At 56.8% G+C, this 15567-nt stretch carries 11 protein-coding genes and 1 pseudogene; 6 read left to right on the top strand and 6 right to left on the bottom strand.

Annotated elements, in window-relative coordinates; all coding sequences use genetic code 11:
- The first annotated feature begins 169 nt into the window (after positions 1-169).
- Complete coding sequence (locus SH139x_RS21120; RefSeq protein ID WP_488351746.1) at positions 170-913, top strand: RsmD family RNA methyltransferase; 744 nt, start codon at positions 170-172, stop codon at positions 911-913.
- Here SH139x_RS21120 and SH139x_RS21115 read toward each other — a convergent pair.
- Entirely contained in the window at positions 910-1686 is a 777-nt protein-coding gene (locus tag SH139x_RS21115; RefSeq protein WP_488351745.1) for a sugar phosphate isomerase/epimerase family protein, read from the bottom strand. The genes SH139x_RS21120 and SH139x_RS21115 overlap by 4 nt on opposite strands.
- Before the next feature lies 1 nt (position 1687).
- Between SH139x_RS21115 and SH139x_RS21110 the strand changes: the two genes are divergently transcribed.
- Together SH139x_RS21110 and pckA are read left to right on the top strand one after the other, a co-directional pair.
- Positions 1688-4852, top strand: a complete 3165-nt coding sequence (locus tag SH139x_RS21110; protein ID WP_488351744.1) for a hypothetical protein — start codon at positions 1688-1690, stop codon at positions 4850-4852.
- Between the two features lie 145 nt (positions 4853-4997).
- On the top strand, positions 4998-6584 hold the full coding sequence (gene pckA / locus SH139x_RS21105; RefSeq protein ID WP_488351743.1) for a phosphoenolpyruvate carboxykinase (ATP): 1587 nt from the start codon (positions 4998-5000) through the stop codon (positions 6582-6584).
- Between the two features lie 100 nt (positions 6585-6684).
- On the opposite strand, the gene deoC is transcribed toward pckA, so the two are convergent.
- Positions 6685-7407: a deoxyribose-phosphate aldolase gene (deoC, locus tag SH139x_RS21100; RefSeq protein ID WP_488351742.1), complete on the bottom strand. Its 723-nt coding sequence runs from the start codon at positions 7405-7407 to the stop codon at positions 6685-6687.
- 383 nt (positions 7408-7790) lie between these two features.
- On the opposite strand from deoC, the gene SH139x_RS21095 reads away from it, so the two are divergent.
- Entirely contained in the window at positions 7791-8240 is a 450-nt protein-coding gene (locus tag SH139x_RS21095) for a YbaN family protein (RefSeq protein WP_488351741.1), read from the top strand.
- A gap of 39 nt (positions 8241-8279) precedes the next feature.
- Here the strand turns inward: SH139x_RS21095 and SH139x_RS21090 are convergent.
- Positions 8280-8509: pseudogene (locus tag SH139x_RS21090) on the bottom strand (YqaE/Pmp3 family membrane protein).
- A complete protein-coding gene (locus SH139x_RS21085; RefSeq protein WP_488351740.1) occupies positions 8509-8733 on the bottom strand; it encodes a hypothetical protein in 225 nt (74 codons plus the stop codon). Before SH139x_RS21085 ends, SH139x_RS21090 begins: the two are co-directional and overlap by 1 nt.
- A 267-nt stretch (positions 8734-9000) precedes the next feature.
- Here SH139x_RS21085 and SH139x_RS21080 point away from each other — a divergent pair, with 267 nt between their 5' ends.
- Together SH139x_RS21080 and SH139x_RS21075 are read left to right on the top strand one after the other, a co-directional pair.
- Positions 9001-10341, top strand: coding sequence for an EF-hand domain-containing protein (locus SH139x_RS21080; protein ID WP_488351739.1), 1341 nt, complete (start codon positions 9001-9003; stop codon positions 10339-10341).
- A 24-nt stretch (positions 10342-10365) separates the two neighbouring features.
- Positions 10366-11214, top strand: a complete 849-nt coding sequence (locus SH139x_RS21075) for a metallophosphoesterase (RefSeq protein WP_488351738.1) — start codon at positions 10366-10368, stop codon at positions 11212-11214.
- Between the two features lie 185 nt (positions 11215-11399).
- On the opposite strand, the gene SH139x_RS21070 is transcribed toward SH139x_RS21075, so the two are convergent.
- Both SH139x_RS21070 and map read right to left on the bottom strand, forming a co-directional pair.
- A complete protein-coding gene (locus SH139x_RS21070; RefSeq protein WP_488351737.1) occupies positions 11400-14558 on the bottom strand; it encodes a CHAT domain-containing protein in 3159 nt (1052 codons plus the stop codon).
- A gap of 175 nt (positions 14559-14733) precedes the next feature.
- The gene (gene map, locus SH139x_RS21065; protein WP_488351736.1) at positions 14734-15537 is read right to left on the bottom strand and encodes a type I methionyl aminopeptidase; all 804 of its coding nucleotides are present in this window, start codon (positions 15535-15537) and stop codon (positions 14734-14736) included.
- Positions 15538-15567 lie beyond the last annotated feature (30 nt).

Raw genomic sequence — 15567 nt, 5'->3', positions numbered from 1 at the left:
GCTGGAATTGAGTGGCCGGCTGTCGCTGGAATTGAGTGTGTGCCGTGAAGGGCAAAAGGGTGCCGATTTAGCCCTGCCCTTCCGTCGCAGCGACCAAACCGTTCTAACGATACGTAGAAGGGCCCCAGATAGTTTGCACGTTCCTGTCGATCGGTAGTAGGGTAGCGGGATGAGTTCACCACGAAAAAAACAGTCTCGCCGTACATCGCGGAGCACCCCGGCGGAACGGCTCGGAGGTGGCACTGAAATTCGCGCCAGCCGCTATATTGGTACAAAATCGCTAAGAATTATCGGTGGTGACTTGCGCCGGCGGAGCGTGACATACAACGGCGACCGGGCCACTCGTCCGATGAAGGATAGCGTCCGCGAAAACTTGTTCAACATTCTCGGCCCTGGAATCAAGGGCACCGTGGCCTGGGATTTGTTCGCCGGCACGGGCATTTTGGCAATTGAGGCGTTGAGCCGGGGGGCGGTTCATGCCATTGCGATTGATTCCTCACGCGGTTGCACTCGCTCGATCCGTCAATCGGCCGATGCGCTTTCGGTCTCCGAGCGTTTGGAGGTGCTGCAAGGAGACACCTTCCGTTTAGCAGCCCTCCGCTTGCCTCGCTCACCCGAAGAACGGCGAATCGTCTTCTGTTGCCCCCCATATCGCATGTGGGAGTCACACCAGGAACAACTGTTCGAGCTTGTGCAAATGAGCTTTGCGGGAGCCTCGGCGGGTAGCATCATCGTCTGCGAAATGGATCGAAAATGTGATCCCGCAATCCTCCCCGAGGCGGAGTGGGATATCCGCCAGTACGGCATCGTGACCCTGGCATTCGCTGAGGTGCTTAGCCCGAGTGGCGGAGATATACTGAGTGGCGGAGATATACTGAGTGGCGGCGATATACTGAGTGGCGGCGATTCCTAGAGTGCCGTTAGGTAGCTGATCGCGTTTGCCACTTCCGCTTGGCCGCAGCCCGTTCGTCCGACCACAAACCAACCGCGGTACTGGGCGTCTTCGAGCTGGCCGAGGATTTGTGGAAAGTCAGCAGTGCCTTGTCCTAGGGGGACTTCGACGCCCCTTCCGCGGGCCAAGTCCTGCACCCCGTCCTGCGCTTCTACGATGCCGACGAACTGGGTTAGCGAGTTTAAAGCGGCGTGTGGATCAAATTGATTCAGAATGAGTTGTCCGGGGTTGTAAGCAACCGGCATGTAGACATCGCTGAGGCTGCCCAGCAGGGCGGCCAAGTCCTCGCCCGACTCGCTGCCGGTCTCCGCGGCGAGGAAAGTTCCCACGCGGTTGCCAAAACTGGCTAGGTCTTCCAGTGACGATCGGAGTTGCACCCAGCTGGCCGATTCAGTATCAGATGGTACGCGACCGATTTGATTGACAACATGCCCGGCACCCAGATCGTAAGCCATTCGCATCACCTTTTTGGTGGCGTCGATACGGCGATCCAAGTCAGCCACCACTTCGTAACCGCGGCGAGTCGGAAACCGCAGTGAACTGACCCGCAAATTCAGATCATCCAGCATTTTCCGAATCTGACGCTTGGCTGTATCGGTCAAATCGGTCGGCTGGAGCTCATTTCGGGCATCGATTTCGATGCCTTGGGCACCCGCTTGCGAAGCCGCGAGCAATGCTTTCTTGAACGGTAAGTTGAAAGCCGAAAGTCGAACGGAAATGCGGAGGTCAGGCACGGTGCGAAGCTGGGAGCACGCGGAACGAACTGGAAAGACGCCCACGCGGCTGCTGCGCCGCGGTCGTCAGCTAATGATGTTAGCGGCTTGGCTGTGCGCGTCTAGCATCATCTGCTGCGGATTCGACTCCGCCGGCTCGGCGCAGGCTGAAGAACAGCTGGCCGCCTGGGATTTCTCGCGGCGGGACGATTTAAACTTTGATAACCAACCCGATGGCTGGGTGCGAATCGAAGGACGCCGCTATCCCCACTACGCCAAGCTGAAGATTCAACCCCACCGGCCCGCGCAGGAACTGCAGTTGCGAACGGCCGACGAACAAGCTTTTCGGCTTTGGCAAAAAGCGGTCGCCCACGTCCCCAACTTGCCAATGCCGCCGAGCCTAACGGATATGCTCACGCGCCGTTTTCTCAGCGCGCACGTTGATGGCGGCGGAATTCTCTGCCAAAGTCCTCCCTTTCCTGTTGCCAAGCGTTACAGCTATCACTTGCGAGCCAACATCAAAAGCGAAGGCTTCGAGCACGACCAAGCATGGCTAGAGCTTGCCTTCTACGAAGCCGATTTGGTAGACCCGAAAGGCAACCGCTCTCCCGGCAAACTGTTGCAAACAATCGCGACCGAACAGATCGGCGGCAGCAGTGATTGGCGAGCGGTGCAACTCGGTCCGATCACGGCACCGATCAACGCGGAGGTGGGCCGCGTGCGAATTCGCGTTGAGCCGCAGGAGCGTCAAGATTTCCAAGGATACGCTGGATTTGATGCGATTCGGGTCAGCCAAACTCCACGTATCCGGATGGAATGTGACCAACCGGGTGGCCTCTATTCGCCTCCCGGAGCACCGCAAATTACTTGCACGGTTTCCGGACTGGCCGATAGCGTGCCGTCGGTCTTTTTTCGTTTGCTCGACGAAAACGGCAACGAACTGGCCACGCATCAGGCCGCGCTAAATCCCTCGCCACTCGACCGACCAACTGCGGGAAGTGCTGTGGGCAATTCAGTTGGCAATTCAGCGGGCACATCCGTCACGACCAACATTCCGTCACCCGCAAGTAATCCGGAGAGCAGTCTCAGCAGCAACACCGGTGTTGATGAGGGCCAGCCAAACGCCGTCGCCGAACCCAGCACGATTGCCTCGAGCGGTGGCATCGCGGTTTGGCAATTGCCAGAGCTGGGCCCGGGATTTTATCGGGTGCGAGCGGCACTCGATAACCGCGGCCCAAACGCTTTTGAGATCGAACAAACGTTTGCCGTGCTGGCGGACTTGCCGACCCCGCAAGGCCCCTTCGGCTGGTCGCTGACGGGCCCTGGCCGTCATAATTTTCCGCTGATTGGTTTGCCCCCCTGGCTCTCCCAGTGCCGTGTCCAATGGGTAAAATACCCATGCTGGTTAGAACCGACGGCGTACAAGAAAGCCGACGAATTGGCTCGCCTGATGGGACGCTTGGAGGATCGGGGGATTAACACCGTGGGCGTCATTTGTCAGCCCCCGGCGGTCATTCTGCCGCTGTTAAATATGCAAGCGGAAGACCACGTGGCGATCATGTTGCGGGAAACAGAGGCTTGGCAACCACTGCTCGAACCGGTCATGGCGAGACTTTCCAACGGGGTGGATTGGTGGCAATTGGGCGACGAAGGGGACTATAGTTTTCTCGGCCGCGCCCAACTGAAAAGTGCCATCGACGAGATTCGCGTGGCTCTGCAAGGCTACGGCCAGCCGATCAAAATTGTCTTGAATTGGCCCTGGCTCGATCCCCTGCCGCCCGATTCCAGTTGGTCATGGCACGCCGTCTGTTTGAGTGACCCGACGCCACCCACGGCGGCGGAAATCAAAGCTTATTTTCGCCCAGCTGAGCCGCTCCCCGGCGCTGACCAACTGTCGGCGGCTGATCCACTGGCGGCGGCTGAAAATAATTCGGCAGCAAAGTCCGACCCGGAGCTTGCCAACGCCCCGGGTATGGAGGCTCAAAACCTTGATGGCTCTTTGCGTCAAGCCACGCAGTTGGTCGCCAACAACAGCTTCATTGTCGCGGGGGGCGGGGGAAACTCGGCCGGTCAGTCGCCATCGGAGCCGAAATCCAGCGGCAAGCACTGGTTGATTCTGGAGCCACTGCCACGCGACGCGTATCCCCGGGGGCAACGCATCCGGGATCTTGTCGAGCGCATGCTGGTGGTCCGCGAAATGGAGATCAAGGCTGCATTTATCAGTGATCCATTCGACCCCCGTCTGGGGTTGCTGCGCGAAGATGGTTCGCCCGATGAGATGTTGTTGCCCTGGCGAACGGCAGCGGCCTTGCTGGGCGACCTCAAACCGGTCGGTTCGCTCGATTTGCCAGGCTCTAGTCAAAACGTTCTGCTGGCCAATGCGGAAACAGCCACGCTCGTGGTTTGGAACGAACAACCCACTGAAGAAGCGATATACTTGGGGGACGAAGCTCGGCACATCGATGCCTTTGGCCGCGAGTTGCCGATCAAGCCGGTGCAGCTGAGGAATTACCCCCTGCAACAAATAACTGTAACCAGCGAACCGACGTTTGTCACTAATTTGGATCGCACCGCCGCGTTGTGGCGACTGGCCGTGCGGCTCGATCGCCAACGCGTCGACAGCCTACTCGGTCGGGAACAAACGATCGAACTGCTGTTCACCAACCCCAGCGATCAAACGATCACCGGGCAATTGCAAGTCGAAGCCCCCGAAGCCTGGAATGTCTCGCGTTGGGCTCGCAACATTGTTGCTGAAGCGGGGCGTGAACAGTCGGAAAAGCTGAGCCTGACGTTGCGTAACGACGCCACCATCGGCGAGGAAAAGATTGCGTTTGATTTTGAGCTGGAAGGAGACTCGCGTCGGCGGTTCACCGTCTGGCGAAAACTGAACATTGGCCCGGAGGATGTGCACATCGAAGTCACGACCAGGCTGCTGCCTTCCGGAGTGCTGGTCGTTCGCCAAGAAATCACCAACACCTCTAACCGGCCGCTGCAGTTCGATTGCTCGGTCTACGCGCCTCAACGCCAAAGGCAGCGGCAAACGGTGGCGATCCCTGCGGAGACGACTGTCACTTGCGAATTCGCTTGGCCAGCCGGCGAGGACTTAATCGATCAAGTGTTGCAATTAAGGGCTTCCCAACACAACGGCGCGCGGACGTTAAATTTTCGCTTTAAAGCGACGCGATAAGCGTTCCCTCGGGTCGTCAGCAATCCGCTCGGCTCTTATTCTATGAGTACTTCCGTCGGTGAAATCAAAGCGGCCGCCGACGTTTTGCAAAAAAAGTGTTTGTCGATTTCCTTGTCGCCCAACGGATCAGAAAGGCACCCGCGTCGTGAGTACCACCGCGATAGATCTAACCAAATATGGGTTGAACCCCAGTGACGTGGTTCGCAACGCGACGCCCGCACGGCTCTACGAATACGCCATCCGCGGGAACGATGCGGTGATTGCCGCCAGCGGTGCACTGGCCACTCGCAGTGGTGACAAAACCGGCCGCAGCCCCAAGGACAAACGGATTGTCGACGACCCAGCCAGCCGCGACGATATTTGGTGGGGCGACGTTAACATTCGCCTCACCGAACGCTCCTTCAGCATCAATCGACAACGGGCGATCGATTATCTTCAACTCCAATCACGCTTATTCATTTTCGATGGTTTCGCCGGCTGGGATCCCCGCCATCGCATCAAAGTTCGCGTGATCGCCAGCAGTGCCTACCATGCGTTGTTCATGCACAACATGTTGATCCGTCCCAGCGATCAAGAATTGGCCGATTTCGGCGAGCCTGATTTTACGATCTTTAACGCGGGCGCTTTCCCAGCCAATCCCTACACGGCGCAAATGACCAGCAAGACCAGCATCGATTTGGCGATCGAGCATGGTGAGTTGGTCATCCTCGGCTCTCAGTACGCCGGTGAGATGAAGAAAGGGGTCTTCACGGTGATGAACTATCTGATGCCCAAACGGGGCATCCTGAGCATGCATTGCAGCGCCAACGAAGGCAGCGAAGGCGATGTGACCCTCTTTTTCGGGCTCAGCGGCACCGGCAAAACGACCCTCTCCGCAGACCTGCACCGACAATTGATCGGCGATGACGAACATTGTTGGACCGATGACGGTGTGTTCAACATCGAAGGGGGTTGCTATGCCAAAGTGATCCACCTCAGCGCCGAAAATGAACCGGAAATCTTTGACGCCATCCGCTTCGGCGCCGTGCTGGAGAATGTGGTCTACGACCAAGGCACGCACGAAGTCAATTATGATGATGCGTCGATCACCGAAAACACCCGCGTCGCGTATCCTATCGATTTTATTCCCCGCTCAAAATTGCCTTGCCTCGGCGGGCACCCGCGAAATATCATCTTTTTGACTTGTGACGCTTTCGGCGTGTTGCCACCGGTCAGTAAACTCACGGCCGACCAAGCGATGTACCATTTCATTAGCGGCTACACGGCCAAGGTTGCCGGTACCGAAATGGGCGTTACCGAACCATCAGCCACCTTTTCCGCTTGCTTTGGCGCCGCTTTCCTGGTCTGGCACCCAGCCAAGTACGCGGAACTGTTAAGCGAAAAAATTCACCGCCACGGCACCCACGTGTGGCTGCTCAATACCGGCTGGGTCGGCGGCGGTTATGGCGAAGGGCAACGCATGAGCTTGCCTGAAACCCGCGCGATTATCGACGCCATCCACGACGGTTCGCTCAGCCAAGCTGCCACGCGTCGCGATCCGCTGTTCGGTTTCGAAGTCCCGGTCAGCTGCCAGCAAGTGCGTGACGAAATTCTCTGGCCACGCGACAACTGGAAAGACCCCAGTTGCTACGACGCGGCCGCCCTCCGGTTGGCCGACCTCTTCCGACAAAACTTTCAAGCTTTCGCCGAAGGAGCCTCGCCACAAGTCGCTGCTGCTGGGCCCAAGAGTTAGCTTTTGGCTCTTAGCTTTGCGGGGCTAGCCGTTTGGCCGCTAGGCCCGGTTCTCGTTTTGAGTCGAACTAGTTGCGTGCAACCGAACGGTGGCTGCTGATTTAGTAACTCGCGGTGCCGGTGGCGGTAATGGTAATTGGGGGCAAACCACATTCGACTCGCCAGGGGTCCAAAATATCTTTCGTGCGACTCGCTCCACACCGCGTTACGCCGAGCTCACGCACTTCCTTCAAGCCCGTCAAGTCGCGGACGCCTCCGGCCGCTTTGACCTGTACGTGCTCAGCCGCATGCCGTCGCATCAACTGCAAATCGGCCATTGTGGCTCCTCCGCTGCCGTAGCCCGTCGATGTCTTTACCCAGTCAGCACCCACCTCGCTGCAAATCCCACATAGTTTGATTTTCTGCTCGTCATTCAAATAACAGTTCTCAAAGATCACTTTTACTTTTTGCCCCGCATCGTGAGCAATCGTGACAATCTCCGCGATCTCATCACGGACGTACTCCCAGCCACCGCTGAGCACTTGCGAGATATTGACGACCATATCCAACTCTTCGCAGCCGTCGGCAATCGCTTGGCGTGCTTCAGCCGACTTGATCGCCGTGGTGTGACCACCATGGGGAAACCCAATGGTTGTGGAAGCTTTGACGGTGCTGCCGGCAAGCAGCTCGCTGCAGCGTTTCAAGTAGTAGGGCAAAATGCAGACGCTGGCGACGTCATAAGCCAACGCCAACTGGATTCCCGATTCCAAATCGCCAACGGTGAACGCCGGATTTAACAGGGAATGATCAATCATCTTGGCGAAATCTAAATAATTGGCCGGCATGGGAGGCGATCCTGTGTGTATTGAATGAGCGAAACGATGAGGTCGTGAAAGTAACGTTGGCCGAGTGAATAAAGCGGGGCGGACTGAATTAGCAGAGCAACTGATCTCTGGTCCTGCCCTCGTCGAGGAATATTGCAGACTTTTGCACTGGATTCTACCGCACAACGCGAGAGCACCCCAAGCCGTTGCAGAGCACGCAAAAAAACGGTTTTCCATGGACAACTCCGTAAGCCCGTTAATTTGATCGTAACCGCCGGCTTGGATAAATCTCACCTCCCGGCGCGCCGATAGAAAAGCTAACCTGATGGTGAGATCGTGCTCCCGCACAGCACGTCGATGAAACTCGCCGTACCTATCGCAAACTACCTGCAACCTGTACCGCCATGTCCATTGCCACCACTTCCACCGACCTGACCAGTGGTAGAGAGCAACAGCCGGTCGATTTTTCAATCAGCCGCACTTCGTTGGTCCGCTGGGCATTTGCCGCGATCGGCATCCTGTTTGTGAGCGTTGGAGCGATCGGCGTATTCCTGCCCGGTATCCCGACCACCGGGCCGCTGCTGGCTGCTTCTTTCTTCCTGACCAAAAGTTGCCCGGCTCTCGAACGTCGACTGGTCCGCAATCGCTGGTTCGCAAACTATTTGCACTACCTCGATGGCACCTACCGCATGACGGATCGGATGCGGATAGCCGCGATTCTCAGCATGTGGGTCAGCATCATCGTCAGCAGCTTGATCCTCAGCCAAGGACTCGCGGCTCCCAGCTGGTCGACATTCGCGCTCCTCGTGAGTGGACTGGTCGGCACCATTGTGATCGCTCGCTTCCGTCGTTAACGGACGCTGGATTGATACATGCAAAGTATCAGTCATTCATCATTGATAGTTCTTGGGTATCGATGGTCCTTTTGTGGGTTGACTTCTCGGCGGTAAACGCTGCAAGCCTGGCGGGCGAGTTGCCATCATGTAAATCGCGTGCACGAGTCCCGGCACGTAGCCCAGCAGGGTCAGCAGCACGTTGATCCAAAAGGTGCGGTTCAGACCGAACTGCATCCAAACGGCGACGGGGGGAGAAGAAAAGCGATTAGCAGGCGTAGATAGTCCATCAGGGAGTCTCCTTTTTCTCGCTGCCCGTAGGCTCCTCATCGGCTGCTTCACTCGATATCGAGTCAAACGCCTGCCGGCCTTCGTCCCAGATCATTGTGGTGTCTTGTTTGACTTTGTCGGAGTCGATCTCGAGCGTTGGATTCCCGTCTTGCTTGCCAAAGCGAATCCAGCCAACAATGGCTAGCAGCACGATGATCAGGACGATCACCAAAAAAGTTCGCATGCGAACAACTCCTGCAAATGGTGGCGAAAAGAAGAATGCAGGGTGACGTGTCGCAAAACAAAAGCCATTTTGCCGCGATGGGAATCGTTTTCTGCCAAAAAAACAGTCTGTTTGCGAAGCTCGCTACAACAGGCATTACTCTCCCCCCAAATCGAGCAAAACCGGGCACCAACGAAACCTAGTAACTAGCCTTGGGTTAAGTAGAGTAGGGATACACTCAATCCGCGTCCGGCCCGCTACTGGACGCATGTAAACTTGAGAGAGGAAATGATGATTCGCCAAATTGCCACCTTGTCCATCTTACTCACGGTGACGCTAGCGTCTGACGTGACGGCTCAACGTCGCGGCGGCGGAGATCGTGGCGATTCCGGACGTGGCGGTGAGCGGGGAGATGGTGAGCGGGGAGGTGATTCCGAACGCGGAGGGCGAGGTAGTTTTCGCGGCGGGTTTGGTGGCGGCCCTCCTGGCGGCTTCGGCGGTGGACCTCCTGGCGGCTTTGGCGGTGGCAGGCCTTCCTTTGGTGGCGGTGGTGGCCCGAGCAGTTTTCTGGATCGTATGGACCGCAATGGCAATGGCTCACTTGATCCTGACGAAATGCAAGGCCCGATGCGATCGATGATCGAGCGATTAGGCCGAGAGGACTCGAGCATCAACCCAGATCGTCCGATTCCGATGAGCAAAATCAAAGAAGCGTTTGAGAAAATGCGTGGCGGCAGAGGTGGGGGAGGCGGTGATGACGAGGATGAAGAGGAGGACAGTCTCTCAGCGGGAATCTTGGTGCCGGGGTTCGGTGGAGTCGATCTCCCTCCGCCCGTGCCTGGCTTTGGTGCCACGGCCGACCTGATGGCGGTCCGCGTGACTCCCGAGGATACGCGTCAAGCCGAAGAATTGCTGCGGCGATACGACCGCAATCGCAATAATTTCATTGATGCTTCGGAGACCTCTAGCCGCTGGCAGGGGAATCCGATGGATTTCGATCAAAACCGTGACAACCGCTTGTCAGTCAGCGAATTGGCAGTGCGTTATGCCAGACGACGACTGGACAGCGAAGATTCCGGCCGACGCGAAGATTCTCGGCGAAGAGAGCGCTCAGAGGAGGAGCCTGACCTCACGGTGGAGGACCGTTTTGAAGGCCGTAAATCATACCGACCGCTGCCCTTCAGCCTGCCTGACGGGGTGCCCGGTTGGTTCGAGGACAAGGATAGCGACAAAGATGGGCAAGTTCGCATGTCTGAGTTTGCCAGCGAGTGGACCGATGAACTCGTCGAGGAATTCTATGGTCATGATCGTAATTTCGATGGCGTGATCACGGCCAACGAAGCGTTGATTTCGGTCAAAGATGGGCCGGCGCGTCGCGTTGACACGGCAGCCTCCTCGCGGACCGCCGAGGTCAAGCCAGTAGCCACTGAAGACCTCGAGCCCCGCTACGTGAAGACCGCCGAGCGGATCGTTTCACGCAACGACAAAGACAACAGCGGCTCGCTCACCGTGGATGAATGGAAGGACATGATTATGGACATTAGCGGAGCCGATCTGAATCGCGACGGCAAGATCACCAAGGAAGAGTATGCCGGCTGGATGCAAGCCCGCGACAAGGCTAGGAATTAACTTCAGGTATTGAAAGTTCCCTGCATGGCAGTCAGCATAAGTCGCCGACGATTCGTCCAGGCTGCCGGGCTCGTCGTGGCCACGGGGCTCACAACCGGGGCTTACGCTTGGCGAGTTGAGCCGCACTGGGTGCAGCTTGTCGAGCAACCGTTGGCGATCCGCAATCTGCCTGAGCGGTTGATTGGCAGCACGCTAGTCCAATTGAGCGATTTGCATATTGGACGTCAGGTCGACGATGGTTACCTCAGAAGCGTCTTTGACACCGTCAGACAACTCCAACCAGAATTGGTTGTGGTCACGGGAGATTTCACCAGCTACGACGAAGACATTGTTCGCCGCGCGGAAACAACGCTTGCCTCTTTCCCCACTGGATCGCTAGCAACTCTGGGAGTGTTGGGAAACCATGACTATGGGCAAGGCATGCGCGATTACCGACACGCCGATCGTTTAGCCGCTTTGATCTCGGCCAGCGGTGTGCAGGTCTTGCGAAACGAACAAACAAATATTGAAGGGCTGACCATCGTCGGGCTCGATGACTTATGGGCCGGAAAGTTTAACCCGGCCATCCCCCTCGCCGGCATCCAGAAAGACACACCGGCCTTGGTGTTGAGCCACAATCCAGACACCGCGGACCAGCCTGGCTGGGGCGACTTTTCCGGTTGGATTTTGGCTGGGCACACGCATGGCGGACAATGCAAACCTCCATTTCTTAGCCCACCAATCTTGCCGGTCAAAAACCAACGCTACGTTTCCGGAGCGTACAGTCTTGCTGGCGGGCGTAGCATGTATATCAATCGGGGCATCGGACATTTGCTGCGAGTCCGCTTCAATGTGCGGCCCGAAATCACCGCCTTTCGATTGCAGCGAGCATAAACGTCGCTTTTTGATTTGCGAAAGTTCGCATCACTGCTGCCTTCGCTACCATGCCAGGGACGTGGAAGATCACCGAGTTTTATGCGGACGTACATAGTGTGCCCGCGGAGTTCGTTGCCACCGTGACGGCACTCGCCGTGTCATCGGATTTGACTTGGCCTGGGCTGGGGTAGGCGGTTTATCAATCAATCGACACTGAGAAAGAATGCGGCCCAAGTCGATCGCTTCGTCGGCTGGGGTCTGGGTTTTGATGATGCGGACTCACTCGCTTGATCCTCAGTCGCGTTCTCTGGCGTGCCTTTGTTGGTTTGAAAGTTGAAGGTGATTCCGCGTCTTGCTAATTGCCGCAAGCTCGATGCGTTCGTCTGCGACTCGGCCTTCAGCATGCTCAATTGAGCTCGCCGCAAGGCTTCGATTGGAGGTAGCCTTTGTTCGAGCAGTGCTTGATAAAAGGAGTCCATGAATTGCACGGCGTCAGTGTCGGAGACGGGCCAATGCGTCGCGATCACATGTTTAGCACCGGCAACGTGAAATGCTCTTTGCAGGCCAAACACCCCCTCGCCGAGCACGCGTTCGCCAACTCCACTTTCGCAAGCACTGAGCACGACCAGTTTCGCGCCGCTGAGGTTAGTCGCGGCAAAGCGGTCGCCAGTGACAATCGTGTTTTCGGCAGGATCGTTGGCACCGGAGAGCGCCATGCGTGTCGCTAACAGGGGAGAGCGCTGCTCCGCCGTGAGCCGCACGGCACCGCTGCCGACACCTTTTTGGGCAATGGTATTTTCGACAATTGGCTTGACGTAAGCGTGCGTGGCGAAGTGAATGAGTTCGACCGTTTCAATGGCTTCCAGCAAACTTTCGGGGATGACATGCTCACCACTCAATTCTCGCCAGTTTTGCGGTGATATCCGTTTGGCAAGGTTGTCCAGCTCGACGCGAGTCCCAGGTAACTCCGTAAACTGCAGCGGTTGGTCGGCCAAAACGGGACCATACTCAACGGCACCCACCGCCAGCACCCTGGTTTCTGGTTGGATGATTGGGCTGGTCGATTGCAAAGCGTCGAGCGAAGTCAAAAACGATAACTGAAAGCTCTCCATCAGAGTTTTTCCCGTTTGCGAATTTTGCAAACAGGCAAAGGGCACGCCGCTGATAATGCCATCGGGAATGATCGCCAACTGACGACAGTCGGCGGGGACATGGCTGAGCAGCGGCGTGATGATCGATTTGTTAATTTCATCTAGCACTTGTTGTTCAGTGCCGAAGGGCATGGCGGCCGCAAGTCCGCGGATGGCCAACCGCAACGGTTCGGCTTTACCAAACTCGACTCGCGTGACGGTTTCACCGATCGGATCGAGCACAAAAGCGCAAATTCTTTGTTCCCCCTCGGTGCGACGGTGTTTGGCTTCTTCATTAAAAAGCATGTGCTCGTACGAGAAGAACTCGATCAAGGTTGTGGAATCTTCCAGTTGTGCAAAGGCCCGGGTTAAGCGGTCGCCGGCACCGACGGGCTGAGGCTCAGCGAGCATGCGCAGTTCGCCCTCGGTCGTTTCTGCCAGCTGGCGTTCTAAATCTTCGCTGGCTCGTTGTAACTTTGCTAACAACGCCGCTGAGTTCGAGTCTCGCGAAGGTTGTAACAACAGGTTTGCCAGCGAGCTGCGAACTTTTTCGTATTCGGCAAGGCGTGCGGTCAGCTCTGGATTGCGTGACCTGCGTGCCGCCTCGTATCTGTATTTCTGTTGGTCGAGAATGCGAGATTTGTCACCGGCTAGCAATTGATATGTTTGCAGTGGATCACCCGTAACACTTAATAGGTGTGACTTGAAGCGATCTGCGATTGCCAAAAACTGGAGTGCTTCGGCTTCGCTGATGTGCCTGAGCGCTTGACTGGCTAAGCGATTTTGCATCTCCGTCGCTTCGGCAAAATAGGTCAACGCTTCCGCTGGTTTTTGAGCTGCCAGAAATATTTGCCCCGTGCTGTCGAGGCTCTGCGCCAGGATCCAGTGACCATCGGGATAGTCGTCAGCGGGGAACTGTTCGCGGGCCATGTCGAGCGAATGCAGTGCGGCAGCGATTGCTTCGGAATCGCGTAGTAGCTCCGACAAGATAATTGACTTGGATCGATACAGCCCCGGTAGTTCTGCGTGACCGCCTGGAAACATGATCTCGTATGCTTCGATCGCGCTGGTCAGGTTTTTGATGGCCAGTTCGTGCCGCTCCAGGCGGGCATTGAGCAATGAAAGACTGGCGCTGCTGCGCGCGTAGTATTGCCGCAAGCCGGGCGATTGCTCAGCAAGTTTGGCAAACATGCCATTTGCCTCTTCGGCCAGCTTGATCGCTTGTTCATATTCGCCCAGCCGGCTGAGGCTGACCGAATGGTTATCAATGGCGATCGCCAAATCGAGCGTGCCGGCGGGGTATTTATCAGTGGGATAGAGTTTTCGCAGTTGGTCCACAACGATTCGATAGGTCTCGGCTGACTCGGCATACTGGTTCAGCCGCCCGAGAATGGCACCCAACGTTAGGCGGGCTCTGATCGTCTCCTGCGAATCTCCTTCGCCTAATTTTTCCTTCCACCCAATCGACTCCTCAATCAACTTGCGTGCCGTGGATGGATCGCCGATCGAACCGGTGGCAACCGCGTTGTTGAGCAACAGCAAGGAGAGCTTCTGGTCCCGCGCACCACCGTCGGCGGGAAGCTTGCGGAGTCGTTCGATTGCCGGGTTGAAGATTTCAATCGCTTCACGCTGCCGACCGGCTCTTACCAATTGAATGCCCAGATTGTTGCTAGCGATCACCGCTTGGATGACCACATCTTTATCATCGGGAAACTCCGTAACCAGCCGACCGTAGTCTTCGATGACGCCGCGGAGTTCGCTCAGTGCTTCCTGCTGCTTGCCAGCTTGCGCGATTGACCCCGCGTAGTTTTGGCGGAGCTGCAGATACTGCAATCTCATTGGCAGGGAGGGATCGTCCTTGGTCATCTCCAGCAATCGCTGTTGCTTTTCCACCGACTCGTCGTTGCGGTTCAAATCCCGCAGCAGGTTGGCTTCCAGCGCCAAGACCAAAATCAGGCGAAGCTTCGCTGACAGGTTCTCCTCGGAATCCGCTCGCACGGCTTCCACATCCCGCAATAATTGCTCCATTAATTCCATCGCGGCAACGGAATCACCTTTGCTGCGCAACTCAACGATTGCGTCGTAACGCGCGTCAAATAGGGTCTCATCTGTCAGCACATTGGCACGATCATCGGCCGCGTCTTGCCAATATGTTGCCGCCCAGGCCTGACTGGGGAGAGCAAATCCCGCGAAGACAATTGAATAGAGCAGGCCAATGATCAGATGTCGCACGTCGAGTACCTTGCGGAGGGGCAGTATGTGGAACGGGGAACCGCTGCCCGCGGACAGCACTTCTCGATTCAAAGCATACCCCCAAAGCAGAACGCAAGCAAACGCTACATCTACAGGGTGGTTTCGTCCAGCACCGCAGTGCTCGAATCTGAGAACTCTTACTTAGAGCTACTACTTAGAACTGATGACCACGTTGTGGCCCGTGCTCCGTGGTGGTGAGAATCTCTGGACCATCTTCGGTCATTAAGATAGTGTGCTCGAACTGAGCCGACGGCATGCCATCCTTGGTGCGGACTGTCCAGCCATCGGCTTTGTCCAGTTTGGTAAACCGGCTACCACCGTTGATCATCGGTTCGACCGTAAAGGCGATTCCAGGCAGCAAGCGGTCGACGCGACTTTGACGGTTGGGATAGTGGGGGATTGAGGGATCTTGATGAAAGTTTCGACCCAGTCCGTGGCCGACGTACTCGCGGACCACGGTAAAGCCACGGCGATGGGCTTCGGGGACAATCGTCTCACCGATCGTGGCCACGCGGCAGCCCGGTGTGAGATTTTCAATTGCCAGATGCAGACAATCGAACGCGCACTGCGTGACGGCCCGCGACAAGTCGCTGACCGGTTCGATCAGAAACGTTTCGCTTTGATCTCCAAACCACCCATCAACCACGGTCGTCAGGTCGACATTTACGATATCGCCTTCGCGAAGTTCGTAATCGCCCGGTATTCCGTGGCAGATCACATCATTGACGCTGGTGCAGCAGCTGCGGCTGAAACCTTGATAGCCGAGCGTCGCCGGGCGATGGCCGTGGTCTAATGTATACTCGTGAATCAATCGATCAATCTCAGCGGTGCTGACTCCTGCCTGCACCTGAGGTCTGACGAAATCCAGCAACTGAGCGTTGAAGGCACCGGCGCGGCGCATCGCGTCGCGTCCGGCGGCGGTCAGGATCAATTTGTTGCGGGTCTTATTATGCAACATGGAATCTCTTCTCGGAATTATAGAGGGTTC

The organism is Kothea flammea, assembly GCF_052161645.1.
In the GTDB taxonomy this organism is placed as follows: Bacteria; Planctomycetota; Planctomycetia; order Pirellulales; family Pirellulaceae; genus Laterigemmans.
Note: the sequence above shows the minus strand (reverse complement) of the source record. Positions and strands in the feature narration are given on the sequence as shown.

Bases quoted from the DNA above. Each gene is read 5' to 3' on its own strand.
- SH139x_RS21095 (WP_488351741.1), top strand. From the start codon at position 7,791: ATGTCCATTGCCACCACTTCCACCGACCTGACCAGTGGTAGAGAGCAA.
- SH139x_RS21120 (WP_488351746.1), top strand. From the start codon at position 170: ATGAGTTCACCACGAAAAAAACAGTCTCGCCGTACATCGCGGAGCACC.
- deoC (WP_488351742.1), bottom strand. From the start codon at position 7,407: ATGCCGGCCAATTATTTAGATTTCGCCAAGATGATTGATCATTCCCTG.
- SH139x_RS21075 (WP_488351738.1), top strand. From the start codon at position 10,366: ATGGCAGTCAGCATAAGTCGCCGACGATTCGTCCAGGCTGCCGGGCTC.
- SH139x_RS21085 (WP_488351740.1), bottom strand. From the start codon at position 8,733: ATGCGAACTTTTTTGGTGATCGTCCTGATCATCGTGCTGCTAGCCATT.
- SH139x_RS21080 (WP_488351739.1), top strand. From the start codon at position 9,001: ATGATGATTCGCCAAATTGCCACCTTGTCCATCTTACTCACGGTGACG.
- map (WP_488351736.1), bottom strand. From the start codon at position 15,537: ATGTTGCATAATAAGACCCGCAACAAATTGATCCTGACCGCCGCCGGA.